This window comes from Streptomyces sp. NEAU-W12, assembly GCF_026242095.1.
Lineage (GTDB): Bacteria > Actinomycetota > Actinomycetes > Streptomycetales > Streptomycetaceae > Streptomyces.
This window is the reverse complement of the sequence record NZ_JAPJDM010000012.1, coordinates 207740-234335: the sequence shown is the minus strand read 5'-3', so window position 1 is coordinate 234335 and position 26596 is coordinate 207740. Positions and strand designations below refer to the sequence as shown.

27 protein-coding genes are annotated in these 26596 nt (G+C 71.4%); 14 read left to right on the top strand and 13 right to left on the bottom strand.

The features are described 5' to 3' along the window. Window positions 1–301 precede the first annotated feature (301 nt). Entirely contained in the window at window positions 302–1141 is an 840-nt protein-coding gene (locus ORI94_RS17660; RefSeq protein WP_266076407.1) for an endonuclease I family protein, read from the top strand. Window positions 1142–1339: 198 nt separating this feature from the next. Here the strand turns inward: ORI94_RS17660 and ORI94_RS17655 are convergent, their stop codons facing one another. From ORI94_RS17655 to ORI94_RS17645, 3 genes are all read right to left on the bottom strand, one after another. Next, a complete protein-coding gene (locus ORI94_RS17655) occupies window positions 1340–1549 on the bottom strand; it encodes a hypothetical protein (protein ID WP_416237836.1) in 210 nt (69 codons plus the stop codon). A gap of 350 nt (window positions 1550–1899) precedes the next feature. After that, complete coding sequence (locus tag ORI94_RS17650) at window positions 1900–2262, bottom strand: hypothetical protein (RefSeq protein ID WP_266076404.1); 363 nt, start codon at window positions 2260–2262, stop codon at window positions 1900–1902. Beyond that, window positions 2259–2741 (bottom strand): hypothetical protein, encoded by a 483-nt coding sequence (locus tag ORI94_RS17645; protein WP_266076401.1) that lies wholly within the window; start codon window positions 2739–2741, stop codon window positions 2259–2261. Before ORI94_RS17645 ends, ORI94_RS17650 begins: the two co-directional genes overlap by 4 nt. Window positions 2742–2818: 77 nt before the next feature. Here ORI94_RS17645 and ORI94_RS17640 point away from each other — a divergent pair, with 77 nt between their 5' ends. After that, window positions 2819–3613, top strand: coding sequence for a helix-turn-helix domain-containing protein (locus ORI94_RS17640; RefSeq protein WP_266076398.1), 795 nt, complete (start codon window positions 2819–2821; stop codon window positions 3611–3613). Beyond that, window positions 3606–3827, top strand: coding sequence for a DUF397 domain-containing protein (locus ORI94_RS17635; protein WP_266076395.1), 222 nt, complete (start codon window positions 3606–3608; stop codon window positions 3825–3827). The genes ORI94_RS17640 and ORI94_RS17635 overlap by 8 nt, the downstream gene beginning before the upstream one ends. A gap of 163 nt (window positions 3828–3990) precedes the next feature. On the opposite strand, the gene ORI94_RS17630 is transcribed toward ORI94_RS17635, so the two are convergent. The 7 genes from ORI94_RS17630 to speB form a co-directional block, all read right to left on the bottom strand. Further along, window positions 3991–4374, bottom strand: a complete 384-nt coding sequence (locus tag ORI94_RS17630; RefSeq protein ID WP_266076393.1) for an RloB family protein — start codon at window positions 4372–4374, stop codon at window positions 3991–3993. Next, a complete protein-coding gene (locus tag ORI94_RS17625; protein WP_266076391.1) occupies window positions 4374–4655 on the bottom strand; it encodes a hypothetical protein in 282 nt (93 codons plus the stop codon). The genes ORI94_RS17630 and ORI94_RS17625 overlap by 1 nt, the downstream gene beginning before the upstream one ends. A gap of 93 nt (window positions 4656–4748) precedes the next feature. Then, window positions 4749–5159, bottom strand: a complete 411-nt coding sequence (locus ORI94_RS17620; RefSeq protein WP_266076388.1) for a VOC family protein — start codon at window positions 5157–5159, stop codon at window positions 4749–4751. 81 nt (window positions 5160–5240) lie between these two features. Beyond that, window positions 5241–5633: a helix-turn-helix domain-containing protein gene (locus tag ORI94_RS17615; protein ID WP_266076386.1), complete on the bottom strand. Its 393-nt coding sequence runs from the start codon at window positions 5631–5633 to the stop codon at window positions 5241–5243. 50 nt (window positions 5634–5683) lie between these two features. Then, window positions 5684–6967 (bottom strand): MFS transporter, encoded by a 1284-nt coding sequence (locus ORI94_RS17610; protein ID WP_266076383.1) that lies wholly within the window; start codon window positions 6965–6967, stop codon window positions 5684–5686. Between the two features lie 51 nt (window positions 6968–7018). Next, on the bottom strand, window positions 7019–8731 hold the full coding sequence (locus ORI94_RS17605; protein WP_266076380.1) for a thiamine pyrophosphate-binding protein: 1713 nt from the start codon (window positions 8729–8731) through the stop codon (window positions 7019–7021). Beyond that, window positions 8728–9708 carry an agmatinase gene (gene speB / locus ORI94_RS17600; protein WP_042170967.1) on the bottom strand — a complete coding sequence of 327 codons (981 nt, stop codon included), beginning with the start codon at window positions 9706–9708 and terminating at the stop codon, window positions 8728–8730. The genes ORI94_RS17605 and speB overlap by 4 nt, the downstream gene beginning before the upstream one ends. A gap of 313 nt (window positions 9709–10021) precedes the next feature. Between speB and ORI94_RS17595 the strand changes: the two genes are divergently transcribed. Next, window positions 10022–10822: a phosphatase gene (locus tag ORI94_RS17595; RefSeq protein ID WP_266076377.1), complete on the top strand. Its 801-nt coding sequence runs from the start codon at window positions 10022–10024 to the stop codon at window positions 10820–10822. On the opposite strand, the gene tesB is transcribed toward ORI94_RS17595, so the two are convergent. From tesB to ORI94_RS17580, 3 genes are all read right to left on the bottom strand, one after another. Next, entirely contained in the window at window positions 10819–11706 is an 888-nt protein-coding gene (gene tesB / locus ORI94_RS17590; protein ID WP_266076374.1) for an acyl-CoA thioesterase II, read from the bottom strand. The genes ORI94_RS17595 and tesB overlap by 4 nt on opposite strands. Before the next feature lie 47 nt (window positions 11707–11753). Next, window positions 11754–12911: an acyl-CoA dehydrogenase family protein gene (locus tag ORI94_RS17585; RefSeq protein ID WP_266076372.1), complete on the bottom strand. Its 1158-nt coding sequence runs from the start codon at window positions 12909–12911 to the stop codon at window positions 11754–11756. A 187-nt stretch (window positions 12912–13098) separates the two neighbouring features. Beyond that, on the bottom strand, window positions 13099–13695 hold the full coding sequence (locus ORI94_RS17580) for a TetR/AcrR family transcriptional regulator (protein WP_266076370.1): 597 nt from the start codon (window positions 13693–13695) through the stop codon (window positions 13099–13101). Between the two features lie 84 nt (window positions 13696–13779). Here ORI94_RS17580 and ORI94_RS17575 point away from each other — a divergent pair, with 84 nt between their 5' ends. The 10 genes from ORI94_RS17575 to ORI94_RS17530 all read left to right on the top strand — a co-directional run bounded on the left by ORI94_RS17575 (window position 13780) and on the right by ORI94_RS17530 (window position 26533). Then, entirely contained in the window at window positions 13780–15396 is a 1617-nt protein-coding gene (locus ORI94_RS17575) for a carboxyl transferase domain-containing protein (protein WP_266076368.1), read from the top strand. Window positions 15397–15424: 28 nt separating this feature from the next. After that, window positions 15425–17398, top strand: coding sequence for a biotin carboxylase N-terminal domain-containing protein (locus ORI94_RS17570; RefSeq protein ID WP_266076518.1), 1974 nt, complete (start codon window positions 15425–15427; stop codon window positions 17396–17398). Then, window positions 17395–18342, top strand: coding sequence for a hydroxymethylglutaryl-CoA lyase (locus tag ORI94_RS17565; protein WP_266076366.1), 948 nt, complete (start codon window positions 17395–17397; stop codon window positions 18340–18342). Before ORI94_RS17570 ends, ORI94_RS17565 begins: the two co-directional genes overlap by 4 nt. Window positions 18343–18348: 6 nt before the next feature. Then, on the top strand, window positions 18349–19509 hold the full coding sequence (locus tag ORI94_RS17560) for an acyl-CoA dehydrogenase family protein (protein ID WP_266076363.1): 1161 nt from the start codon (window positions 18349–18351) through the stop codon (window positions 19507–19509). A gap of 311 nt (window positions 19510–19820) precedes the next feature. Next, window positions 19821–20867, top strand: coding sequence for an ABC transporter substrate-binding protein (locus ORI94_RS17555; protein ID WP_266076361.1), 1047 nt, complete (start codon window positions 19821–19823; stop codon window positions 20865–20867). Window positions 20868–21122: 255 nt separating this feature from the next. Further along, window positions 21123–21305, top strand: a complete 183-nt coding sequence (locus ORI94_RS17550) for a hypothetical protein (RefSeq protein ID WP_266076359.1) — start codon at window positions 21123–21125, stop codon at window positions 21303–21305. A gap of 132 nt (window positions 21306–21437) precedes the next feature. Beyond that, window positions 21438–22883, top strand: a complete 1446-nt coding sequence (gene desA / locus ORI94_RS17545; protein WP_266076357.1) for a lysine decarboxylase DesA — start codon at window positions 21438–21440, stop codon at window positions 22881–22883. Beyond that, on the top strand, window positions 22837–24159 hold the full coding sequence (locus ORI94_RS17540; RefSeq protein ID WP_416237835.1) for a lysine N(6)-hydroxylase/L-ornithine N(5)-oxygenase family protein: 1323 nt from the start codon (window positions 22837–22839) through the stop codon (window positions 24157–24159). The genes desA and ORI94_RS17540 overlap by 47 nt, the downstream gene beginning before the upstream one ends. Continuing rightward, complete coding sequence (locus tag ORI94_RS17535; RefSeq protein ID WP_266076353.1) at window positions 24156–24722, top strand: GNAT family N-acetyltransferase; 567 nt, start codon at window positions 24156–24158, stop codon at window positions 24720–24722. The genes ORI94_RS17540 and ORI94_RS17535 overlap by 4 nt, the downstream gene beginning before the upstream one ends. Further along, a complete protein-coding gene (locus ORI94_RS17530; RefSeq protein ID WP_266076351.1) occupies window positions 24719–26533 on the top strand; it encodes an IucA/IucC family protein in 1815 nt (604 codons plus the stop codon). Before ORI94_RS17535 ends, ORI94_RS17530 begins: the two co-directional genes overlap by 4 nt. Window positions 26534–26596: the final 63 nt, after the last annotated feature.

The following is a 26596-nucleotide window of genomic DNA, read 5'->3' as shown; positions in this document are numbered from 1 at the left end:
TGATCGGACCGTCCTGATCTACCGGAAGACACCAACGCCCACCGAGCCGGATTTCATCCCTCCGCCCCCTGCGGGGCGGCCGCCCCCGGCGGGGTGACGGACGGGGCGGACCGGCGGCCCCGGTGCGCCCGGGCATCCCGGGCGTCCCGGGTCCCGTCGCGCCCGGGCCCGTGGCCACGGAACGGGGCGCTCCTCCAGAAGGACGTCACGCAATCGACACGTCACGTACATTCCCGTGACCTCATGTCCATGTCACGATGCGAGCACCCTGATTCAACCCGCGTAGATCGGACGCCCCCACATGCTCGCGATACGCATGCGCACCCGGCGCCGCAAGGCGCTGGCGTTCGCCACGGCCGCCGCGCTCACCGCCCTGGCCGTCCCCGCCCTCACCGCGACCCCCGCCACGGCCACAGCCCCCGCCACCGCCACCGCCACCGCCACGACCACGTCCTACGACTCGACGTACTACAAGAACGCGGTCGGCAAGACGGGGACCGCTCTGAAGTCCTCGCTGCACACGATCATCAGCAGCCAGACGAAGCTGTCCTACTCGGGCGTCTGGAACGCGCTGAAGGCCACCGACCAGGACCCCCGCAACAGCAACAACGTGGTCCTGCTGTACTCGGGCCTCTCCCGCAGCAAGTCCCTCAACGGCGGCGACACCGGCGACTGGAACCGCGAGCACGTGTGGGCCAAGTCCCACGGCGACTTCGGCACCTCCACCGGCCCCGGCACCGACATCCACCACCTGCGCCCGACGGACGTCCGGGTCAACAGCATCCGCGGCAACAAGGACTTCGACAACGGCGGCAGCGCCGTCTCGGGCGGCGGCGGCAGCCTCACCGACTCCGACTCCTTCGAGCCCCGCGACGCCGTCAAGGGCGACGTGGCCCGCATGATCTTCTACATGGCGGTCCGCTACGAGGGCGGCGACGGCTGGGCCGACCTGGAGGTCAACGGCAACGTCAACAACGGCAGCGCCCCCTACATGGGCAGGCTCTCCGTACTGAAGGCCTGGAACGAGCAGGACCCGCCGGACGCCTTCGAGGAGCGCCGCAACCAGGTCATCTACGACTCCTACCAGCACAACCGCAACCCGTTCATCGACCACCCGGAGTGGGTCGAGGCGATCTGGTAGGGCCCCGCGACGCCCGTGGTGCCCGGCGACAGCCCCCGAGCACCACGGCACCACCCCGGCAGCCCCGCCTGTCTGCCCGGACGCCCGCCCGGACGCCCGCCCTACCAGTCGGCCTCGCACCGTCCGACCTCGAGGAAGTACCGCAGGGCGTCCGGGGTGCGTTCGTCCGGAGCCGCTTCCGCCGCTGCGCGCAGGGCGTCACTGATACCCGGGGTCGGCGAGGAGCCGGAAGACGGCAACACGGTCGCCCTCGAACCGAGCAAGGCGGTACCCCGTCCCGAGCCAGGCCCGCACCTCCTCCACGGCGCCGTTGTAGAGGAGCTGGTTCGCCTCCCGGATCACCCGCTTACCACTGCCGGGATCAGCCAGCAGCCGGAGGATGGCGACGCGCAGGCCGTGCACGTCCATCCCGTCGTACGGGGAGCCCGTCTCCGACGCCTCGGCGACAGCGACGGGCGCCGGCAGCCAGGGCGAGGGGCGCGCGGAACAGCCTCACAGGGGCAACCACCTTGCGTCGTAGGCATGTCGTACGGCTGAGAGCTTCTCCCCGGGCGGAACCGCCCGCATCAACGCCCGAATCAGGGAGCCTTCACCGCCCGCTCACTGCCCGCGCCCGCCCGCAACCATCCCGCGCCTGCCTGCGGTTGTCCGGACGAACTCAGACCTTCGGCCGGGTGAAGCGGATCAGGACACGGCTGAGCGTGCGGACGTACGGGGCGTCGTTCCGGTACGTCCGCACGCTCGGCGGAGGGGGCGGGTCAGACGCCGGGGGCCTCTTCAGGGGTGACGTGGGAGGCTTCGTCATCGTGGGGCACGGGAAGACGCGCTCCCCTGCTGCGGGCGATGCGATGCACGTCATGGAGCGCCTCGGCCAAGCACGCCGCGAGGTAACGGAGTTGAGGCGCGGTGGCTTTGCCGTCACCCAGGAGATCGACGGCGTGGCCGAGAAGGTCGTCGGCCATGCCGAGCTGGACGGCCTCGACGTCGTCGGCGAGGCGTGCAAGACGGCCCGTGCCGGTGCCGTCGGTGACGAGGTAACAGGGGTTGCCGTCGAGGTTGGACCAGGGGAGGAGGCGGGGCCGGCCGGCCGTGGCGGCGCCGTCGTGGCTCTTGTAGATCACGAGACAGCCGCCTCGTTGCCCCGGAATCGGCGCGAGCCGACGTCGACACCGTGGATGCGCCGTGGCCCTACGTCGATGCCGTGCACGGCGAGCCAGAGGGTACGGCGTCGGGTGCGCTGCTGCCTGGCCTGCGCGCGCTGTTCGTGGGCGAGGAGGTAGGGGCGGACGAGCCGGGAGTCCTCGCCGTGGAGGAGGACTTCGTGCGGGGAGGGGTGGCGGCCGGGTGCGACGGGGCCGGCCGGTACGGGGGTGGGCCGCGCCACTCCCCCGGCGCGGTGCCGGTTCCGGTGCCGGTGGCGCCCGGAGGCGGGCCACAGGAGCCGCAGCAGCGGCTCGACGAGGCGGGCGATACGGTGCAACACGTCTTCAACTCCGATGCGGTTGAGGGCCATGCCCCCGGGCCGTCGGTAGCGGTCGCGGGGGTCTTCCGTGCCCGAGGGCAGGTCGACGTGCATGGACGTCGCTGTGTAGCGACCCACTCACAGAGTGGGACGGGCCGGGCTAGGCTCGCCAGAGGGTCGGATGTGACAACGCATCCGTCACATGGGAGTTGGCGATGAGCAACATCTATGGGGAGTGGTTGAAGGCGCAACGCGAGGCGGCCGGGCTGACGCAGCAGGAACTGGCCACGGCCGCCGTCATGACGCGTTCGCACATCGCGCACATCGAAGCAGGCCGGCGCACCCCGTCCAAGGAGGACGCGAGACGCCTCGACAGGGCGCTGAACACGGGCGATGTACTCAGCAGCTTCCTGCCGGACGACGACAGCTCAGTCGCCGAGTACTTCGAGGCGGCCCTTCAACTCGAACGACAGGCGACCATGATCAGGGAGTTCGCCCTGTCGTTCATCCCTGGCATCCTCCAGACGGAAGGGTACGCGCGTGCGGTTCTGAGCATGCCGTTCCCTCCGGCGAGTGAACAAGAACGTGACAGACGCCTTGTCACACGCCTGGAACGCGCAAAGATCCTTGCCGACCCAGTGGCACCCGTAGTGTGGGCGCTACTGGATGAGGCGGTGCTACGACGCCGGATCGGCGACCCGGAAGTCATGGCGGAGCAGATCAACCACCTCATCAGACTCGCCGAGGCCGAACGGATCCAACTGCACCTTCTACCGTTCACGTTGGGCATGCATCCCCTCATGAGCAACATGCTCACGCTGATGTGGTTCGAGGATCAGCCGCCTGTGGCCTATAGCGAAGGCCTGTATATGGGGAAGATCCACGACAGTCCATCTGTGGTTCAGGAGCTGCAGCATCGCTACGATTTCGCACTGGGCAACGCTCTGCCGCTCAGGGAATCACTGGCTCTGCTCAGGGCAACAGCAAGGGACTACGAACATCATGGCTGACCGAGCGATACCGAACGCAGGGGCGCTGAGGGGCTGGCGGAAGTCCTCCCACAGCAACGACCAGGGCGGCAGCTGCCTGGAAGTCCTGGACAACTACCCCACGGGCGTCCCCGTCCGCGACTCCAAGGCCCCCGAGGGGCCCGCACTGGTCTTCCCGTCGGACGGGTGGGCGTCGTTCGTTGCAGGGGTCAAGAACGGACACCTTTCCATCTGACTACTCACCGCGACGATTCGTCCGGCCCGCCTTGTGGCGCGGGCCGGACGTCCCCCCGCTCAGGCCGCCGCAACAGGTACCGCAACCTGCCCAGACAGCAAGTCGTCCACAAGCCCTTGCTTGAGTCGACGCAGCTTCGCAAGCTCGGCGAGGCCGAGAGGGGTCAGTACGTGTCGATGTGCAGCGCCTTCTGATCCAGTGCGTCGCGGACGTACTTGTAGTTGTCGTGGTCGAAGAGGCACCAGAACTGAGGCAGGTACTCAGCCTCCAGCTTGGCCCGCTTCGCCTTGCGGTCCTCTTCACGCTTCAGCCTGATCGCCTGCTCGACGAGGTCGAGCGGCTTGCGCCCGCTGTCCGCCCTGCGGTTGGCGATGTGCATCTCCACCGGGACCTCGTCGGCGAGCGGGACGCCCTGGTCCCTGAGGATGTCGAGATATGAGGGCTCGGTCACCTTGCCCTCGGTGAAGATGAAGACCTGACGCCTGCGCTGCCCGCCCCGCCGGGCCGGACGCTCCCACGAGTCCCTGCCCTTCTGCGCCCGCCCCATCAGTCGCGCCCCGCCCCGTCCGCTCGCTCGCCGTCGTACGCGCCGGCCTCGTGCGCCACCAGCAGCAGCTGCGCGATCTGCCCCTCCAGGAGGGCCGGAACCCCGCCGAAGACCCCGGCGAGATAGAACTGCGTGAGGTCCTCGTCCTCGCCCGGCCCCGCATCGGTGAGCGGGTACAGCCCGGTCGCCCCGTCCTTGTCCTTCTCCGTCAGCCACACCTGCGCCGGGTCGAGGAGCCGCTCGCCGCTCGAGGCGATCCGGTGGCGGGCGGTCCCCGGCACGGGCGGCGACGGGCACCGGCCGTCCGCTCCGCGCAGGTGCGTCGCGGAGCGGGTGAGCCCGTCCCGGCCCGCCCGGCATCCGCCCGGAACGTCTCAGGCCTTCGGCTGGGTGAAGCGGATGCGGTTGCCGAAGGGGTCGCGCAGGCCGCAGTCGATTCCGTACGGGCGCTCGGTGGGTTCCTCGGTGAACTCCACGCCCTTCTCCAGCAGCCTCTCGTAGGTCCTGCGGCAGTCGTCCGTGGTGAGGACGAGCCAACCGCCCATGGCGCCCTTGGTCACCAGCTCGCGTACCTGCTCCGCCGTCTCCTCCGACATCGCCGGAGCGCCCGGCTTCTCCAGGAGGATCTGCCGCTCGGGGTGGCCGGGGACGCTGACGGTCAGCCAGCGCATGAAGCCCATGTCGATGTCCGCGGTGACCTCCAGACCGAGCGTGCCGGCGTAGAAGTCGAGGGCCAGGTCCTGGTCGAGGACGTATATCTGTGACTGCGTGATGGCGTTGAACATGACGCTCACGCTATCGAGCCGGCCGGACGGAAACTTATCCGGAACTGCTCGGTTGCCGGCCGCCGGACACCTGCCGGAAGGTCAGGTACTCGGTCGGGTCCACGCCATCGTGAAGCACGTCGGCACGCCCACGGCCATCGCCTCCTTGCGGTACGTGCGTGGTGACCGGCCGACGATGTCGCGGAACGTGCGGCTGAAGGTTCCCGGGCTGCCGAAGCCGACCTCGAAGCCGATGTCCGTCACGCTGCGGCCGGTCTCCCGCAGCAGGAACATCGCCCGTTCCACCCGGCGGCGCTGGAGGTAGCGGTGCGGTGTCTCACCGAACGCGGCCCGGAAGGTCCGAGTGAAGTGCGCCGGTGACACGTGCGCGATGCGCGCCAGGGCGGGGACGTCCATCGGCTGCGCGTAGTCACGGTCCATCGCGTCCCGCGCCCGGAGCATGCGGCGGTTGGTCTCCTCGGCGGCGCGGCTCACGCTGCCATCCCATCACGGTCCACCGGCCGCCCACCACGCGCGGGCCGGCTCTACTCGATCGGCTTCTCGCCCCGGGGCGGCCGGGCGCGGACCACGAAGGGCCGGGAGAGGACGGTGACGGCGACGGAGAGGGCGGCCAGGGCGGTGATCGTGGTGCCGGGGGCGAGGTACAGGGCGACGGCGCCGGCGAGCGCGGCTCCGATGCCCTGCCAGGTCATCCGGCCGGCGGACTCGACGCCCTGGACCTGGCCGCGGACCGGGTCCGGGGTCAGCGCGAGCAGCTGCTCCTGGAGCGGCAGGGTGGCGGCGAACCCGGCGCCGGCCACGAACACCGCGACCGCCGCCGCCCACGGGGGCGGGGCGGCGGCGAACAGCAGGTAGGGCACGGCGAGCAGCAGCCGCAGGGCGAAGGCGCAGCGGCGTCGCCGGTCGGCGGTGAGCAGTCGGCCGACCGCCAGGTCCCCGAGCAGCATGCCGGCCGAGCCGGCGGCCAGGAGGACGCCGGCGTGCTCGGGGTCGTAGGAGATGAGCAGGGCCTCGCAGCCGACGATCAGGCCGTTGGGGACCCACAGGTTCAGCAGCAGCGCCCGCCTGCCGGGGTGGGAGAGGAGTTCGACGTTGGCCGCCCAGGTCCGGCGCGGTCCGGGGCGACGGGCCGGACCGGCGGGATCGGCCGTGCGGGCCGAGTGCTCCCGGACGGTGGCCGCCACGGTGACGAGCCCGAGTGCGGTCAGGGCGGCGGCGACGGCGAAGACCTCGTGCGGGCTCAGGTGGCGGAGCAGGACCGCGCCGGCGGCGAAGCCGAGGACGGCCGTGCCGCCCGAGGTGATGTTCATCAGCGACCGTGCCAACGCGTACGTGGAGGCGGGGACGACTTCGGCGAGCAGCCCCAACCGCGTTCCGGTGCCGAGGGAGTGGAAGAACCCCAGCACCAGGAGCAGGCCGAACCGGGTGGCCAGGGGCAGCCCCGGGACCGCCTGCGCGGCGACGCCCGCCAGGGAGAGGCACTGGAGCGTGACGAGGGTCCGGCGCGGGCGGTGCCCGTCCGCGACCGACATCAGGGTCAGCGCGCCGAGCACCGTGGCGAACGTGGCGCCGTACATGCTCACGGCGGTCAGGAACGGGGACCCGGTCCTGTCGTGGACCAGCGTGCCGAGCGCGAAGCCCGACAGGGTGCTCGCGGCGACCGTCAGCGTGAAACTGACGTACAGGCCGGCGAACTCACGGTTGCGGAGCAGGGCGCGGTAGCCGGTGGGGGGAGCCCCGGTGGGGGGAGTCCCGGTGGGAGCGGGAGTGCGTGCGGAAGGGGGCGCGGAGGCGTCGTCGGAGGGCATGAAAAAGCCTCCGTACGCGCCCGCTGGGCGCCGGAGGCCAACTCGCACAGTCTAGCAGGGAGTTCGGCCGGCAGGCGCCCGGTCCAGGTGGGTGGGTGCGAACATCCGCAGGACCGCGGGGAGGACGACCACCGACGGGCCCGGCGTGTTCAGGGCCCGGGAGAGGTCGTGCTCCAGGGTGTCGGGGGTGGTCCGCACGCCCGGGACGCCGAAGGACTGCGCCAGGGCCACGAAGTCCGGGCCGGTCAGGTCGGTCGCCGTGGCCTCGCCGTAGGCGTCGGTCATGTACGCGCGCAGGATGCCGTAGCCGCCGTCGTCGACGATCAGCCAGGTGACGTCGAGGTCGTACTGGCGGGCGGTGGCCAGTTCGGCGACGGAGTACAGGGCGCCGCCGTCCCCGGAGACCGCGAGGACCGGGCGGGTGGGGTCGGCGACCGCCGCGCCGAGGGCGGCCGGGAGGCCGTAGCCGAGGCCGCCGGCGCCCTGGGCGGAGTGCAGGTGGTTGGGTCCCTTGGCGTCGAAGGCGGACCAGGCCCAGTAGGCCAGGATCGTCATGTCCCAGAAGGAGGGCGAGTCTGCGGGCAGGGCGCGGCGGACCGACGCCAGCACCTCCTGTTCCAGGGTCAGTCCCTGGGACGCGATGCGTTCGGCGACCTTCGACAACAGTGTGCGCACGCGCTCCGGCGCCGCCTCGTCCTCGCGCGGCTCCACCGTCTCCAGCAGGGCCTGGAGGGCGAGGCGGGCGTCCGCGTGGATACCGAGCGCGGGGTGGTTGGACTCCAGCTTGCCGAGGTCGGCCTCGATCTGGACGATCCGGCCGCGCGGCGTGAACGTGTGGTAGTTCGAGGAGAGTTCGCCCAGTCCCGAGCCCACGACCAGGAGCACGTCGGCGTCCTGGAGGAAGTCCGTCGTGTGGCGGTCCTCCAGCCAGGACTGCAACGACAGAGGGTGCGTCCAGGGGAAGGCGCCCTTGCCGCCGGGGGTGGTGACGACCGGCGCCCGGAGGCGTTCGGCGAGCTTGCGGAGCTTGCCCGAGGCGTCGGAACGGATCACTCCCCCGCCCGCGATGATCGCGGGGCGTTCCGCGTGCGTCAGCCAGTGGGCGGCCACCGCCGTCAGCTCGGGGCGCGGGGGCAGTTCGTCGGGGGTGGCGTCCATGGCCGTCACGACCGGGAGGGACGTCGGGGCCGCCAGCACGTCCTGCGGGATCTCCACCCACACGGGGCCGTGCGGCACCGTCAGCGCCGACTTCCAGGCCCCGGTGACCGCCGACGGGATCTGGGACGCGGTGCGCGCGGTGTGGACGGACTTGACCACGCCCCGGAACGAGGCGGCCTGGTCGGGCAGTTCGTGCAGGTAGCCGTGGCGGCCGCCGCCCAGTCCCGCCGTCGGCACCTGGCTGCCGATCGCCAGTACGGGGGCGGAGGCGGCGGCGGCCTCCTGGAGCGCGGGCAGCGCGGTCAGCGCGCCCGGTCCGGTCGACAGCAGCAGCGGGGCCGCCTCGCCGGTGACGCGGCCGTACGCGTCCGCCGCGAAGGCGGCGTTGTTCTCCACCCGCAGCCCGACGTACCGGAGGTCCGAACGGCGCAGGGCGTCGAAGACGCCGAGCGCGTGCTGGCCGGGCAGCCCGAAGACGGTGGTCGCGCCGAGGCCGGCCAGGGTTTCCACGACCAGGTCGCCGCCGGTGCGGCCGCCGGGAGGGTTCAGCGCGGCCTTTGTCTGTCCTGCGGTCGGGCGGAGCACCAGGTCGTGGTCGTGGGTCACTTGCTCTCGTTCTCCTCGCGGGCCCCGGCGATCTGGCGGGCCATGATCGTGGTCAGCTCGTACGCCGTGTGGGAGGCGGCGACCGAGGTGATCTCCGCGTGATCGTACGCGGGGGCCACCTCGACGAGGTCGGCCGAGACCAGGCGGCAGGAGGACAGCCCGCGCAGGATCTCGAGCAGTTCGCGGGAGGTCAGGCCGCCGGCCTCGGGGGTTCCGGTGCCGGGGGCGTGCGCCGGGTCCAGGCAGTCGATGTCGATGGAGATGTACAGCGGGCGGTCGCCGATGCGCTGCCGCAGCTGGTCGGCGACCTCGTCGGCGCCCCGGCGGTAGACGTCCGCCGAGGTGACGATGCCGAAGCCCATCTTCTCGTCGTCGGTGAGGTCCTGCCGGCCGTAGAGCGGGCCGCGGATGCCGACGTGGGAGAGGGCCTCGGTGTCGAGGACGCCCTCCTCCACGGCCCGGCGGAACGGGGTGCCGTGCGTGTACTCGGCGCCGAAGTAGGTGTCCCAGGTGTCCAGGTGGGCGTCGAAGTGGAGCAGGGCGACCGGGCCGTGCCTCTTCGCGACCGAGCGCAGCAGCGGCAGCGCGATGGTGTGGTCGCCGCCGAGGGTCATCAGGCGGGCTCCGGTGCCGAGCAGGTCGTCGGCGGCGGCCTCGACGGTCTCGACGGCCTCGTTGATGTCGAACGGGTTGACGGCGATGTCGCCGCCGTCCGCGACCTGGGCGAGGGCGAAGGGGGAGGCGTCCTGCGCGGGGTTGTAGGGGCGCAGCAGCCGGGACGCCTCCCGGATGGCGTTGCCGCCGAACCGGGCGCCCGGCCGGTAGGAGACGCCCGAGTCGAACGGCACGCCCACCACGGCGATGTCGGTGCGGCCGACCTCGTCGAGCCGGGGCAGCCGGGCGAAGGTCGCGGGGCCCGCGTACCGGGGGACGCGGGACGAGTCGACGGGCCCGCGGGGCGTCTCGTTGCTGCTCATGGGTACTGCCTTCTTTCCTGCGCTTCGTCGCGTGGCCATGGCCTGCTCGCATGACTCCACTGACGCCGGGGCCCTGGCCCGGCCTCACTGCCAGCGACGTTAGGCGGCCGGAAAGCGGGCTGCAAAGTGTACGTTTCATCCACTTCGGACGACGGACATGGAGGAAACGTCCATCCCGCCGGCCCCCGGGGCCGTCCCTCCGGGGACACGGCCACGGTGAGTACGCGTACGGAGGCCGTCCGAGTACGTGACGCACGTCCCAGCGGGTAATACGCCGGGTACGCCCGGCCCCGGCTGCTCCACAATGGGAGGCATGCCGATATCCGGGACGCCCAGCCGCGCCGAACTCCTCCTCCACCTCGCCGCCACCCGTATCGCGGGCGACGTCGCCACCCCGCGCGAGAACAACCTCTCCCACTACCGCAAGCTGGCGAACGGCGACCGCCACTACTGGCTCGGCCTGGAGCTCGGCGACCGCTGGAGCGACGAGCAGGACGTGCTCGCGGTGATGGCGGAGCGGGTCGGCGTCAGCGACGACGCCGAGCACCGGTACGGCCAGGACACCATCGATCCCGAGCTGACCGTGGCCGGCCTGGAGCGGATGGCGGGGCGGCTGCGCAAGGCGGCGGACGGGCAGCAGCGGGTGCTGCTGGCCACCGGTCACCCCGGCGGGCTGCTCGACGTGCACCGGGCCACGGCCGCCGCGCTGCGCGCCGCCGGCTGCGAGATCGTGGTGATCCCGGACGGGCTGGCCACGGACGAGGGCTATGTGATGCAGTTCGCGGACGTGGCGGTGCTGGAGCACGGTGCCACGTTGTGGCACACGCACTCCGGTGAGCCGATGAAGGCCGTTCTCACCGCCCTGGAGCGCGAGGGCCGCCCGCTGCCGGACCTGGTGGTCGCCGACCACGGCTGGGCGGGCTACGCCGGGCAGCACGGAGTCGACTCCGTCGGCTACGCGGACTGCAACGACCCGGCGCTGTTCCTGGCCGAGGCGGAGGGCACCGTCCAGGTGACGGTCCCCCTCGACGACCACGTGGTCAGCCCCCGCCACTACGACCCGATGACGGCGTACCTGCTGGCGGAGGCGGGGCTGGAGCAGGGCGCCCGCTAGGACGCCGGTGCGGGCTCCTCGCGGGGGACGCGGACCAGGCCCTCCTGGATGACCGAGACCGCGAGGCGTCCGTCCTGGGTGTAGATGCGGGCCTGGCCGAGGCCCCGGCCGCCGTGCGCGGACGGGGACTGCTGGTCGTACAGCAGCCATTCGTCCGCGCGGAACGGGCGGTGGAACCACATCGCGTGGTCGAGGGAGGCCCCGACCACGTCCCCCACCGCCCAGCCGCCGCGGCCGTGGGCGAGCAGGACCGAGTCCAGCAGCGTCATGTCGGAGACGTAGGTGGCGAGGACGACGTGCAGCAGGGGGTCGTCGGCCAGCTTGCCGTTGGTGCGGAACCACACCTGGGAGTGGGGGGCGCGGGGCTCGCCGAAGCGGCCGTAGGGCGGCTCGTCGACGTAGCGCAGGTCCACGGCCCTGCGGGCCTCCAGGAAGCGCTCGACGACGTCGGGGGCGAGATGCCCGTAGTCGCGCAGCCGTGCCTCGGAGGTGGGCAGGGTGGCCGGGTCGGGTGCGGACGGCATCGGCTCCTGGTGTTCCAGGCCTTCCTCGTGCGTCTGGAAGGACGCCGAGAGGTGGAAGACCGGCTTGCCGTGCTGGACCGCGACGACGCGGCGGGTGGTGAAGGAACGGCCGTCGCGGATCCGGTCGACGGTGTAGACGATCGGCGCGCCGGCGTCGCCGGGGCGCAGGAAGTACGCGTGCAGGGAGTGGGCGGGCCGGTCCGCGGGGACGGTCCGCCCGGCGGCGACCAGCGCCTGCGCGGCGACCTGCCCGCCGAAGACGCGGGGGACGACGGCGAAGCGGGACTGGCCGCGGAAGATGTTCTCCTCGATCTGCTCGAGGTCGAGCAGATCGAGGAGTTCCTGAAGTGCCTGGCTCATGGGGTCAGTTGTACCGGTACTTGTAGAGGCCAGGGATGTCGGTGGCCTTACAGGCCCATGTCCTTGGCGATGATCGTCTTCATGATCTCGCTGGTGCCGCCGTAGATGCGGTTGACGCGGTTGTCCGCGTACAGGCGGGCTATCGGGTACTCGTTCATGTAGCCGTAGCCGCCGTGCAGCTGGAGACAGCGGTCGATGACGCGGTGCGCGACCTCGGTGCAGAACAGCTTGGCGGAGGCGGCCTCGGCGGGGGTGAGTTCGCCCGCGTCGAGGGCCTCGGTGGCGCGGTCGGCGACGGCCTCGGCGGCGTCCACCTCGGCCTGGCAGGCGGCCAGCTCGAACTTGGTGTTCTGGAAGTGGGCGACCGGCTTGCCGAAGACGGTGCGCTCCTGCACGTACTGCTTGGCGAACCGGACGGCGGCCTTGGCCTGCGCGTAGGCGCCGAAGGCGATGCCCCAGCGCTCGGAGGCCAGGTTGTGGCCGAGGTAGGAGAAGCCCTTGTTCTCCTCGCCGAGGAGGTCCTCGACGGGGACCTGGACGTCGACGAACGCCAGCTCGGCGGTGTCGGAGGTCCTCAGACCGAGCTTGTCGAGCTTGCGGCCGACGGAGTAGCCCTCGGACCTGGTGTCGACGGCGAACAGGGAGATGCCGTGGCGGCGGTCCTCCGCGGTCGGCGCGGCGGTGCGGGCGCAGACGATCACCTTGTCGGCGTGGACGCCGCCGGTGATGAAGGTCTTGGCCCCGTTGAGGACGTAGTGCGTGCCGTCCGCGCTCGGCTTGGCGGTGGTCTTCATGCCCGCGAGGTCGGAGCCGGTGCCCGGCTCGGTCATCGCGATGGCCCACATCTCCTCGCCGGTGGCGAACTTGGGCAGGTAGCGCTTCTTCTGCTCGTCGGTGGCGAGCATCTTGATGTAGGGCAGGGCGAGCAGCACGTGCACGCCGGAGCCGCCGAACTGCACGCCCGCGCGAGCGGTCTCCTCGTAGAGGACCGCCTCGAACTTGTGGCTGTCCAGGCCCGCGCCGCCGAACTCCTCGGGCACGTTGATCCCGAAGATGCCCAGCTCGCCGAGCTTGTAGTAGAAGTCACGGGGCGCCTGGCCCGCCGCGAACCACTCGTCGTAGACCGGGACGACCTCGGCCTCGATGAAGTCGCGGATGGTCTCCCGGAAAGCCTCGTGGTCCTCGTTGAAAACCGTACGGCGCACGCCTCCACCTTTCCTTGCGCCTGAACCGGCGCCGCTCTCGCGTACGTGGTTGCCCGCCGTGGGGGTTCCTCAACGGATGGTTGCGGCCCCGTGCGGCTAAGCGCTTGCTCAGGGTCTCAACCGTACCGGTGGGTAGCCAAAGCCGTCCAGACCGCCGTCCGCGTAACGCTCGTCACGTGCGCCGGCGTCAGGCCGTGCCCGCCGCGGCGAAGGCGCCGCGGGCCATCCGGTGCAGGAGGGCCGCCGTCGTGGCGCGGCCCGGCAGGGAACCGGGCCGGGTGAGGTGCGGGGTGGAGTTGAGCAGCCCGAACACGGAGTGCACGGCCGAGCGCGCGGCAGCTTCGGTCAGGTCCGGGTAGAGCGCGCGCACCACCTCGACCCACAGCTCGACGTACTGCCGCTGCAGCTGCCGCACCAGCTTGCGGTCGGTGTCCCGGAGGCGGTCCAGCTCACGGTCGTGCAGGGTGATGAGGGGCCGGTCGTCGAGCGCGAAGTCGATGTGGCCCTCGATCAGCGAGTCCAGGACCCCCTCGGGAGCCGCCCCGTCGACCTCCTTCAGCCGTCGTCTCGCACCGGTGAGCAGCTGCCCGCTGATGCCCACGAGCAGCTCCGAGAGCATCGCGTCCTTGCCCGCGAAGTGCCGGTACAGGCCGGGCCCGCTGATGCCGACGGCGGCGCCTATCTCGTCGACCCCGACTCCGTGGAAGCCGCGCTCGGCGAACAGCCTCGCGGCCTCCCTGAGGATCTGCTCGCGGCGGGTCGGGGCGTCGGTTCTGGTGGCCATGGGAACGATTCTAGACAGCGGGGTTAGCGGTCGTTAACCTGAGTGAAACCGTTAACGCTCATTAACCAGTGAGGGGACCGGCAGATGGACGAGGCACCGGAGCTCCACAGCGCGGCCGATCCCGCGTCGGAGTCCTTTCGGGCCAACGAGGAGGCGCACCGCGCACTCGTCGAGGAGCTGCGCGCCAAGCTGGCGGCGGCCGCGCTCGGCGGCGGTGAGCGGGCCCGGGCCCGGCACACCGCGCGGGGCAAGCTGCTGCCGCGCGAGCGGGTGGACACCCTCCTCGACCCCGGTTCGCCGTTCCTGGAGCTGGCCCCGCTGGCGGCCGACGGGATGTACGAGGGCCAGGCCCCGGCGGCCGGGGTGATCGCCGGGATCGGGCGGGTGGCGGGGCGCGAGTGCGTGGTGGTCGCCAACGACGCGACCGTCAAGGGCGGCACGTACTACCCGATGACGGTGAAGAAGCACCTGCGCGCCCAGGAGGTGGCCCTGGACAACCGGCTGCCCTGCGTCTACCTGGTGGACTCCGGCGGCGCCTTCCTGCCGATGCAGGACGAGGTCTTCCCGGACCGGGACCACTTCGGGCGGATCTTCTACAACCAGGCCCGGATGTCCGGTGCCGGCATCCCGCAGATCGCGGCGGTGCTGGGCTCGTGCACGGCGGGCGGGGCGTACGTCCCGGCGATGAGCGACGAGGCGGTGATCGTCCGCGGCCAGGGCACGATCTTCCTCGGCGGCCCGCCCCTGGTGAAGGCGGCCACCGGCGAGGTGGTCACGGCGGAGGAGCTGGGCGGCGGCGAGGTCCACGCGCGGGTGTCGGGCGTCACCGACCATCTCGCCCAGGACGACGCGCACGCGCTCAGGATCGTGCGGAACATCGCCGCGACGCTGCCCGCGCGCGGTCCGCTGCCCTGGCGGGTCGAGCAGTCCGTCGAGCCCAAGGTCGACCCCGGGTCGCTGTACGGCGCGGTCCCGGTCGACTCCCGTACGCCGTACGACGTGCGGGAGGTCGTCGCGCGCGTGGTCGACGGTTCGCGGTTCGCCGAGTTCAAGGCGGAGTTCGGGCAGACCCTGGTGACCGGCTTCGCCCGGATCCACGGCCATCCGGTGGGGATCGTCGCCAACAACGGCATCCTGTTCTCCGAGTCGGCCCAGAAGGGCGCCCACTTCGTCGAGCTGTGCGACCAGCGCGGCATTCCGCTGGTGTTCCTGCAGAACATCTCCGGCTTCATGGTCGGCAAGGACTACGAGGCCGGCGGCATCGCCAAGCACGGCGCCAAGATGGTGACGGCGGTGGCGTGCACGCGGGTGCCGAAGCTGACGGTGGTGGTCGGCGGTTCCTACGGCGCGGGCAACTACTCGATGTGCGGCAGGGCGTACTCGCCCCGTTTCCTGTGGATGTGGCCGGGCGCCAAGATCTCGGTCATGGGCGGCGAGCAGGCCGCCTCGGTGCTGGCGACGGTCAAGCGGGACCAGCTCCGGGCGCGCGGCGAGGAGTGGCCGGCCGAGGACGAGGACGCGTTCAAGGCGCCGGTCCGCGCCCAGTACGAGCGGCAGGGGAACGCCTACTACGCGACGGCCCGCCTGTGGGACGACGGGGTGATCGACCCGCTGGAGACCCGGCAGGTCCTGGGCCTGGCCCTGACCGCGTGCGCCAACGCGCCACTGGGCGAACCCCAGTTCGGCGTCTTCCGGATGTGAGGGACGGACGACTGTGACAGATCGAGCGATGTTCGAGACGGTCCTGGTGGCCAACCGGGGCGAGATCGCCGTCCGGGTCATCCGCACCCTGCGGTCGATGGGCGTGCGTTCGGTGGCCGTCTTCTCCGACGCGGACGCCGACGCCCGGCACGTCCGCGAGGCGGACACGGCGGTACGGATCGGGCCCGCGCCGGCCGCGGAGAGCTACCTGTCGGTGGAGCGGTTGCTGGAGGCCGCCGCCCGTACCGGCGCCCGGGCGGTGCACCCCGGGTACGGCTTCCTCGCCGAGAACGCGGGGTTCGCGCGGGCGTGCGAGGAGGCGGGGCTGGTGTTCGTCGGTCCGCCGGCCGACGCGATCGCGCTGATGGGTGACAAGATCCGCGCGAAGGAGACGGTGAAGGCGGCCGGGGTCCCGGTCGTCCCCGGCTCCAGCGGCAGCGGCCTGACGGACCGGCAGCTCGCCGACGCCGCACGCGAGATCGGCGTGCCGGTGCTGCTGAAGCCGTCGGCGGGCGGCGGCGGCAAGGGCATGCGCCTGGTGCGGGACGCGGCGGCGCTGCCCGACGAGATCGCCGCCGCGCGGCGCGAGGCCCGCGCCTCCTTCGGCGACGACACGCTCCTGGTCGAACGGTGGATCGACCGCCCCCGGCACATCGAGATCCAGGTGCTGGCCGACGGCCACGGGAACGTGGTGCACCTGGGCGAGCGCGAGTGCTCCCTGCAGCGCCGGCACCAGAAGATCATCGAGGAGGCGCCCAGCGTCCTGCTCGACGAGGAGACCCGGGCCGCGATGGGCGAGGCGGCGGTCCAGGCGGCCCGCTCCTGCGGCTACCGGGGCGCGGGCACGGTGGAGTTCATCGTGCCGGGCGACGACCCCGCCTCGTACTGCTTCATGGAGATGAACACCCGTCTCCAGGTGGAGCACCCGGTCACCGAGCTGGTCACGGGACTCGACCTGGTGGAGTGGCAGCTGCGGGTGGCGGCGGACGAGCGGCTCGGCTTCACGCAGGGCGACGTCCGGCTCACCGGCCACGCCGTCGAGGCCCGGATCTGCGCCGAGGACCCGGCGCGCGGTTTCCTCCCCTCGGGCGGCACGGTGCTCAGGCTGCGCGAGCCGCAGGGCTGGGGGTCCCCCCTGCGCGAAGCGCCTGGGGGAGGCGTCCGCACCGACTCCGGGCTGAGCGAGGGCACGGAGGTCGGCAGCCTGTACGACCCGATGCTGTCCAAGGTGATCGCGTACGGCCCCGACCGCGCGAGTGCGCTGCGCAGGCTCCGGGCGGCACTCGCGGAGACGGTGACGCTGGGCGTGCAGACCAACGCCGGCTTCCTGCGGCGGCTGCTCGCGCACCCGGCGGTGGTGAGCGGCGACCTGGACACGGGGCTGGTGGAGCGGGAGGCGGAGGGTCTGGTCTCCGCCGGCGTACCGGAGGAGGTGTACGAGGCCGCGGCGGCCGTACGCCTGGACGCGCTGCGGCCGCGTACCGGGGGCTGGACGGACCCGTTCTCGGTGCCGGACGGCTGGCGTCTGGGGGGTACGCCGAAGCCGGTCGCGTTCCACCTGCGCGTGCCGGGAGGTGAACCCGTGACGCACAGAGCCCGCGGCACCCACACCGTCACCGACGACCGGGTGTCGGTGACGGTGGACGGCGTCCGCCACACCTTCCACCGCGCCGCCGACTGGCTCGGCCGGGACGGCGACGCCTGGCAGGTGCGCGACCACGACCCGGTCGCCGCCTCCCTGACCGGCGCGGGCCGGGCGGGCGCCGACTCGCTGACCGCGCCGATGCCCGGCACGGTGACGGTGGTGAAGGTCGCCGTCGGCGACGAGGTGGGTGCGGGCCAGAGCCTGCTGGTGGTGGAGGCGATGAAGATGGAGCACGTCGTCTCCGCCCCGCACGCCGGCACGGTCACCGAACTGGACGTGGCTCCGGGTACGACGGTCGCCATGGACCAGGTGCTGGCGGTCATCGCCCCCGCGGCCGCGGAGGAGGAGGCGCCGTGAACCCCGTGGAACCGGGCCTGCCCATGACCGTGCCGGCGAAGGGCCTGCCGGCGCGGGTGCGGATCCACGAGGTCGGCGCGCGCGACGGTCTGCAGAACGAGAGGGCGACCGTCCCGACGGCCGTCAAGGCGGAGTTCGTCCGCCGTCTGGCCGGCACGGGCCTGACCACGATCGAGGCGACGAGCTTCGTCCACCCCGGGTGGGTGCCCCAGCTGGCGGACGCGGAGGACCTGTACCGGGCGGTGGCCGGCCTGCCGGTGGCGCTTCCGGTCCTGGTGCCCAACGAACGGGGCCTGGAGCGCGCGCTGGCGCTCGGCGCCCGGCGGGTGGCGGTGTTCGCCAGCGCCACGGAGTCCTTCGCCAGGGCCAACCTCAACCGCACGGTGGGCGGGGCGCTGGCGATGTTCGAGCCGGTGGTGGCCCGGGCCAAGCGCGAGGACGTCCACGTCCGCGGCTACCTGTCGATGTGCTTCGGCGACCCGTGGGAGGGAGCGGTCCCGGTCCCCCGCGTGGTGGAGGTGTGCCGGGCCCTGCTGGACATGGGCTGCGACGAACTCAGCCTGGGCGACACCATCGGGGTGGCGACCCCGGGCCATGTGACCGCCCTGCTCACCGCGCTCGCCGACGCGGGCGTGCCCGTGAGCGCGCTGGGCGTGCACTTCCACGACACCTACGGCCAGGCCCTGTCCAACACACTGGCCGCGCTCCAGCGGGGCGTCACCACGGTCGACGCCTCCGCCGGCGGACTGGGCGGCTGCCCGTACGCGAAGTCCGCCACCGGCAACCTCGCCACCGAGGACCTCGTGTGGATGCTGCGCGGACTCGGCATCGACACCGGGGTCGACCTCGGCCGTCTCGTCGCCACGAGCGTCTGGATGGCCGCCCACCTGGGCCGACCCAGCCCGTCCCGCACCGTCCGCGCCCTCTCCCACCAGGAGCAGTGAACGACCATGGACCACAGGCTCTCCCCCGAACTGGAAGAACTCCGCCGTACGGTCGAGGAGTTCGCGCACGACGTCGTGGCGCCGAAGATAGGTGACTTCTACGAGCGGCACGAGTTCCCGTACGAGATCGTCCGCGAGATGGGCCGCATGGGCCTGTTCGGCCTGCCGTTCCCGGAGGAGTACGGCGGAATGGGCGGCGACTACTTCGCCCTGGGGGTGGCGCTGGAGGAACTGGCCCGGGTGGACTCGTCGGTGGCGATCACCCTGGAGGCCGGTGTCTCGCTGGGCGCGATGCCGCTGCACCTCTTCGGCACCGAGGAGCAGAAGCGCGAGTGGCTGCCCCGTCTGTGCTCCGGCGAGATCCTGGGCGCGTTCGGCCTGACGGAGCCGGACGGCGGCAGCGACGCGGGCGCGACCCGCACCACGGCCCGCCTGGACGAGACGACGGACGAATGGGTGGTCAACGGCACGAAGTGCTTCATCACCAACTCGGGCACGGACATCACGGGCCTGGTCACGGTGACGGCGGTCACCGGCCGGAAGCCGGACGGCAGGCCGCTGATCTCGGCGATCGTCGTCCCGTCGGGCACCCCTGGCCTCACGGTGGCGGCCCCGTACTCGAAGGTCGGCTGGAACGCCTCGGACACGCGGGAGCTGTCCTTCCAGGACGTCCGCGTCCCGGCGGCGAACCTGCTGGGCGAACAGGGCCGGGGCTACGCCCAGTTCCTGCGCATCCTCGACGAGGGACGGATCGCCATCGCCGCGCTGGGCACGGGCCTGGCGCAGGGCTGTGTGGACGAGTCGGTGAAGTACGCCGGTCAGCGGCACGCGTTCGGCCGTCCGATCGGCGCCAACCAGGCCATCCAGTTCAAGATCGCGGACATGGAGATGAAGGCCCACACCTCCCGCCTGGCCTGGCGCGACGCGGCGAGCCGCCTGGTGGCCGGCGAGCCCTTCAAGAAGGAGGCGGCGCTGGCCAAGCTGTACTCGTCCACGGTCGCGGTGGACAACGCCCGTGACGCCACCCAGATCCACGGCGGCTACGGCTTCATGAACGAGTACCCGGTGGCCCGTATGTGGCGCGACTCCAAGATCCTGGAGATCGGCGAGGGCACGAGCGAGGTCCAGCGGATGCTGATCGCCCGGGAGCTGGGGCTGCCGGGCTGAGCGAAGAGGGCGGCCCGCGACGGGCATCCCGCACTGCCCGACCGTCGGTCCTCGCACCGGCACGATCCGGGTGCACCCGGCCCCGTACGGGAACCGCTACGGCGACAAGGCCCCGTACGCCCTCGGAGACAAGGCCCCGTTCGGGCCCTGGACGGTGGGCACCTCCGCGTTCCGCCGCCACGGCGGGGACCGGAGCCAGGGCCAGGTCGGAGCCCGGTACGGGCCGCCCTCTGGACAGATCATCAGGTTAGGCTAACCTAATCACGCCTGCCATCAAGGCCGCCTCCGTACGCACGAAAGCAGACCCACCCATGTCGAACGCCAGAACCGCCCGCTTCTCCCGTCGCGGCATCCTCGCCGCCGGTGGCGCCCTCGGACTCGGTGCCGCACTCGTCGCCTGCGGGGGCGAGGAGACGAGGAACGGCGACTCGGACTCGTCGGCGGCGGACAAGGGGTCCGGCCCCTGGTCCTTCGAGGACGACCGCGGCACCACCGTGAAACTCGACAAGGTCCCTGCGAACATCGTCGCGTTCACCGGCGTGGCGGCCGCCCTGTACGACTACGGCATCGAGGTCAAGGGCGTCTTCGGTCCGACCAGGACGACGGCCGGCAAGGCCGACGTCCAGGCCGGGGACATGGACGTCAGCAAGCTGACGATCTTCGGCAACAAGTTCGACAGCTTCAACGTCGAGCAGTACGCGGCCTTCCGGCCCGAGGTGCTCATCAGCACGACGTTCGACGACGCCGGCTCCCTCTGGTACGTCCCCGAAGCCTCCAAGGACAAGATCGCCAAGCTTGCCCCGAGCGTGGCCGTCTCCGTCTACGACCGCCAGCTGCCCGAGCCGCTGCAGCGGATGGCCGAACTGGCCGAGTCGCTGGGCGCCGACATGAAGGCCGCGAAGGTCGTCGGGGCGAAGAAGGACTTCGAGGCCGCCGCCGAGCGGCTGCGCAAGGCGGCCAAGGCCCGTCCGGAGATCAAGGTGCTGGCCGGTTCCGCCGCGCCGGACGTCTTCTACGTCTCCGGCTCGAACTACTCCGTCGACCTGGAGTACTTCAAGGCCCTCGGCGTGAACATCGTGGAGCCCCCGGAGGAGGCCAAGAAGGCGACCGGCGGCTGGTTCGAAACCCTGAGCTGGGAAAACGTCGACAAGTACCCGGCCGACGTCATCATCATGGACGACCGCGCCTCGACCATCCAGCCCGCCGACATCACCGAGGGCACCTGGAAGAAGCTCCCCGCGGTCGAGGCCGGCCAGGTCATCTCCCGCTCCCCCGAGCCGATCCTGTCCTACGACAAGTGCACCCCGCTGCTCGTCAACCTCGCCGAGGCCATCGAGAAGGCCAAGAAGGTCAGCTGACCCCTTCCGTCCTCCTCCGCCACCGGAGCCGTACGTGACCACTGCCGCAGCCGCCCCGTTCCGTCCCTCCTTCCTCCAGGTCGCCGGAACGGGGCGGCTCGGTCCGCCCCCGGCCCGGGTCGCCTCCACCGGGGCCGGTCCGCCCGCGTTCCGGCCCGCCGGACCGGCCCTCGAGGCCCTTCCCGCCGCATCCGGGGCAGGAGGAACCGGTCGCGGCGACAGGGCCGGCGTGAACTGCCCGCCGACGCCGGCGCGGTGACGCGGTCGCACACCCCGCGGGAGCTGCGCACGGACGCCGCGGGCGGCACCACCGGGGCCGGCACCGGCTCCGTGCCGCACGGCGCCGGCCCGGGGGCCGGTGCCGCGGCCCGACGCTGGAACAGCCGCGCGAAGAGCGTCGGCGGCGTGTCCGGCCGGCCCCCGTCCCACACCTCGTGACGCAGTGACGACGGTCACGGTGGTCACAGGAATGAAACGCAGACAGTTAGGTTAGGCTCACCTAAGAAAAAGGGCCGCACCGCGGCGCCCGCTCCCTCCCCGCACCGGACCGTCCCCACCGGAGGCCCTCACATGCGCTCGCACCTGCTCAACGACACCACCGCGGAGCACTATCGCCGCTCCGTGACCGAAGGAGTCGAGCGGGTGGCAGCCAAACTCGCCACCACAGAACGCCCGTTCACCGGCATCACGGTCGACGCCCTCGCACCCGCCGTCGAGCGGATCGATCTCGACCGGCCGCTGCACGACACCACCGCGGCACTGGACGAACTGGAGGACGTCTACCTCCGGGACGCGATCTACTTCCACCACCCCCGCTACCTCGCCCACCTCAACTGCCCGGTCGTCATCCCGGCCGTGCTCGGCGAGGCCGTGCTCTCCGCCGTCAACTCCTCCCTGGACACCTGGGACCAGTCGGCCGGCGGCACCCTCATCGAGCGGAAACTGATCGACTGGACCGCCGCCCGGATCGGCCTCGGCGCCGCCGCCGACGGGGTGTTCACCTCCGGCGGCACCCAGTCCAACCTCCAGGCCCTGCTGCTGGCCCGCGAGGAGGCGAAGACCCGGGACCTCGGGAAACTGCGCGTCTTCAGCTCCGAGGTCAGCCACTTCAGCGTGCAGAAGTCCGCGAAACTGCTCGGCCTCGGACCGGACGCCGTGGTGTCGATCCCCGTCGACCACGACAAGCGGATGCAGACCGTGGCCCTCGCCCGCGAACTGGCGCGCTGCGCCGAGGACGGGCAGGTCCCCATGGCCGTCGTCGCCACCGCCGGCAGCACCGACTTCGGCTCCATCGACCCGCTGCCCGAGATCGCCGGACTGTGCGCGCAGTACGGCGTCTGGATGCACGTGGACGCCGCGTACGGCTGCGGGCTGCTCGCCTCGCTGAAGCACCGGGACCGCATCGACGGCATCGAGCACGCGGACTCGGTCACCGTCGACTACCACAAGTCCTTCTTCCAGCCGGTGAGTTCGTCCGCCGTGCTGGTACGTGACGGGGCGACGCTGCGGCACGCCACCTACCACGCGGAATACCTCAACCCGCGCCGCATGGTGACCGAGCGCATCCCCAACCAGGTCGACAAGTCCCTGCAGACCACCCGCCGTTTCGACGCGCTGAAGCTGTGGATGACGCTGCGCGTGATGGGTGCCGACGGCATCGGCCGGCTCTTCGACGAGGTCTGCGACCTGGCCCGGGACGGCTGGCGGCTGCTCGCCGCCGACCCGCGCTTCGACGTGGTCGTCGAGCCGTCGCTGTCCACGCTCGTCTTCCGGTACGTACCGGCCGCCGTCACCGACCCCTCGAGCATCGACCGGGCCAACCTCCACGCCCGCAAGGCCCTGTTCGCCTCCGGTGACGCGGTCGTCGCGGGCACCAAGGTCGCGGGGCGCCACTACCTGAAGTTCACCCTGCTGAACCCCGAGACCACGACGGCCGACATCACCGCCGTCCTCGACCTGATCGCCGGCCATGCCGAGCAGTACCTGGGAGAGTCCCTTGACCGCGTCGCATCCTGAAGCCCCGGACACCGCCTACGACTTCGTGGGAATCGGTCTCGGCCCCTTCAACCTCGGCCTCGCCTGCCTCACCGAACCCATCGACGAACTCGACGGCGTCTTCCTGGAGTCCAAGCCGGACTTCGAGTGGCACGCCGGGATGTTCCTCGACGGCGCCCACCTCCAGACGCCGTTCATGTCGGACCTGGTCACCCTCGCCGACCCGACGTCCCCGTACTCCTTCCTCAACTACCTGAAGGAGAAGGGCCGGCTGTACCCGTTCTACATCCGCGAGAACTTCTACCCGCTGCGCGTCGAGTACGACGACTACTGCCGCTGGGCCGCCTCGCAGCTGAGCAGCATCCGCTTCTCCACCACCGTCACCGAGGTGACGTACGACGAGGCGGCCGGGCTGTACGCCGTACGGACTTCGGCGGGCGACACCTACCGCGCCCGGCGGCTGGTGCTCGGCACCGGAACCGTGCCGTTCGTGCCCGAGGTGTGCCGGGACCTGGACGGCGGCCTGTTCCACACCTCGCAGTACATGCACCGCAAGGCGGAGCTGCAGGAGAAGGAGTCGATCACGATCGTCGGCAGCGGGCAGAGCGCCGCCGAGATCTACTACGAACTCCTCTCCGAGATCGACGCCCACGGCTACCGGCTCAACTGGGTCACGCGCTCCCCGCGGTTCTTCCCGCTGGAGTACACCAAGCTGACCCTGGAGATGACGTCCCCGGACTACATCGACTACTTCCGCGCGCTGCCCGAGGAGACCCGCTACCGGCTGGAGAAGCAGCAGAAGGGCCTGTTCAAGGGCATCAACTCGGAGCTGATCGACGCGATCTTCGACCTGCTGTACCAGAAGAACGTCAGCGGCGGCGGCCGTCCCGTCCCCACCCGGCTGCTCACCAACTCCACGCTGACCGGCGCGCGTCACGAGAACGGCGGGTACACGCTCGGCTTCCACCAGGACGAGCAGGACAAGGACTACGAGATCCGCACCGAGGGCCTGGTGCTGGCCACCGGCTACCACTACGAACCGCCGGCCTTCCTCGACCCGGTCCGCGCACGTCTCCGCTTCGACGCCCACGGCCGGTTCGACGTGACCCGCGACTACGCCGTCGACGTCACCGGCCGGGGCGTCTTCCTGCAGAACGCGGGCGTCCACACGCACAGCGTCACCAGCCCCGACCTGGGCATGGGCCCCTACCGCAACAGCTGCATCATCCGGGAGCTGCTCGGCACCGAGTACTACCCCGTCGAGAAGTCCGTCGCCTTCCAGGAGTTCACGGCATGAGCATCACCGAGACCGGCCTGCGGACCGCGCTGGGCACCTTCGGGGTCCGTCCGCTGGACCCGCCGAAGGACGCCGGGCTGCTGCACGCGTGGGTCACCCACCCCAAGGCGGCCTTCTGGATGATGCAGGACGCGACACCGGAGGACGTCGAGCGCGAGTACCTGCGGATCGCGGCCGACGGGCACCACCACGCCCTGCTGGGCCTGCACGACGGCGTCCCCGCCTTCCTGATGGAGACGTACGACCCCGCGCACCGCGAGCTGACCGGGCTGTACGAGCCGGAGCCCGGCGACGTCGGCATGCACTTCCTGGTCGCGCCGGCCGGCACCCCGCTGCACGGCTTCACCCGGGCCGTGATCACCGCCGTCCTCGCGCACATCTTCGACGACCCGGCGGCCCTGCGGGTCGTCGTCGAACCGGACGTGTCCAACAAGGCGGTCCAGGCCCTGAACGAGGCCGTCGGCTTCGTTCCCGTACGCGAGATCGACAAGCCGGAGAAGAAGGCGTTGCTGAGCTTCTGCACCCGTCAACAGTTCGCCGCGGCCACGGGGGTGGGCGTATGAGCCCCGCCGGCACGAGCCGCAACGGCACGAGCCTCGCCGGCGCCGTGGACCATCTGACCCCCGAGCGCTGGGAGACGGCCAACCGCCTGCTGGTCCGCAAGGCGCTCGCGGAGTTCTCCCACGAGCGGCTGCTCACCCCGGAGCCCGCGGGCCCGGACACGGGAACGGACGCGTACGTCGTCCGCAGTGACGACGGGCTGACCGAGTACCGCTTCACCGCCGTCCGCCGCGCCCTGGACCACTGGCAGGTCGCCGCCGGCTCGATCACCCGGCACCGTGGCGGAACCGAACTCCCGCTCGCCGCACTGGACTTCTTCGTCGAACTGCAGAAGTCGCTGGGGCTGAGCGACGCGGTCCTGCCGGTGTACCTGGAGGAGATCTCCTCCACCCTCTCCGGCACCTGCTACAAGCTCACCAAGCCCGCCGTCACCTCGGCCGAGCTGGTGGACGCCGGTTTCCAGGCCGTCGAGACCGGCATGACCGAGGGCCACCCCTGCTTCGTCGCCAACAACGGGCGGCTCGGCTTCGGCATCCACGAGTACCGGGCCTACGCGCCGGAGACGGCGAACCCGGTGCGGCTGGTGTGGCTGGCCGCGCACCGCTCACGGGCGGCGTTCACCGCCGGCGTCGGCGTCGAGTACGAGTCGTTCCTGCGGCAGGAGCTGGGCGAGGACACCGTCGGGCGCTTCCACCGCACGCTCACGGAGCAGGGGCTCGACCCGGCCGACTACCTCCTCATCCCCGTCCACCCCTGGCAGTGGTGGAACAAGCTCGCCGTCACCTTCGCCGCCGAGGTCGCCCGCCGCCACCTGGTGTGCCTGGGCGAGGGCGACGACGAGTACCTGGCCCAGCAGTCCATCCGCACCTTCTTCAACCGGTCGAACCCTCGGAAGCACTATGTGAAGACGGCCCTGTCCGTCCTCAACATGGGCTTCATGCGCGGACTTTCGGCCGCGTACATGGAGGCCACACCGGCGATCAACGACTGGCTGGCCCAGCTGATCGAGGACGACCCGGTGCTGCGGTCGACCGGGCTGACGATCATCCGGGAGCGGGCGGCGGTCGGCTACCGGCACCTGGAGTACGAGAAGGCCACCGACCGCTACTCGCCGTACCGCAAGATGCTGGCCGCGCTGTGGCGGGAGAGCCCGGTGCCGTCGCTGCGCCGGGGCGAGTCCCTCGCCACGATGGCCTCCCTGCTCCACGTGGACCACGAGGGGGCGTCCTTCGCGGGCGCGCTGATCGAGCGGTCCGGACTCACCCCCGTCCAGTGGCTGCGGCACTACCTGCGCGCCTACTACACGCCGTTGCTGCACAGCTTCTACGCCTACGACCTGGTGTACATGCCGCACGGTGAGAACGTGATCCTCGTGCTCGAGGACGGGGTGGTGCGGCGCGCGGTCTACAAGGACATCGCCGAGGAGATCGCGGTGATGGACCCGGACGCGGTACTGCCGCCGGAGGTCTCCCGCATCCGCGTGGAGGTGCCGGAGGACAAGAAGCTGCTGTCGATCCTCACGGACGTCTTCGACTGCTTCTTCCGCTTCCTGGCCGCCGACCTCGCCACCGAGGGCGTCCTCACCGAGGACGACTTCTGGCGGACGGTCGCGGAGATCACCCGCGAGTACCAGGCGTCGGTGCCCGAACTCGTCGACAAGTTCGCCCAGTACGACATGTTCGCCCCCGAGTTCGCGCTGTCCTGCCTCAACCGGCTCCAACTGCGCGACAACCGGCAGATGGTGGACCTCACGGACCCGTCCGGCGCGCTCCAGCTGGTCGGCACCCTGAAGAACCCCCTCGCCGGCTTCTGACCCACGAACGGGCGGGCATCCCGGAGTACGGTCCTGCGGGATGCCCGTCGCGGGCCCGCCCTC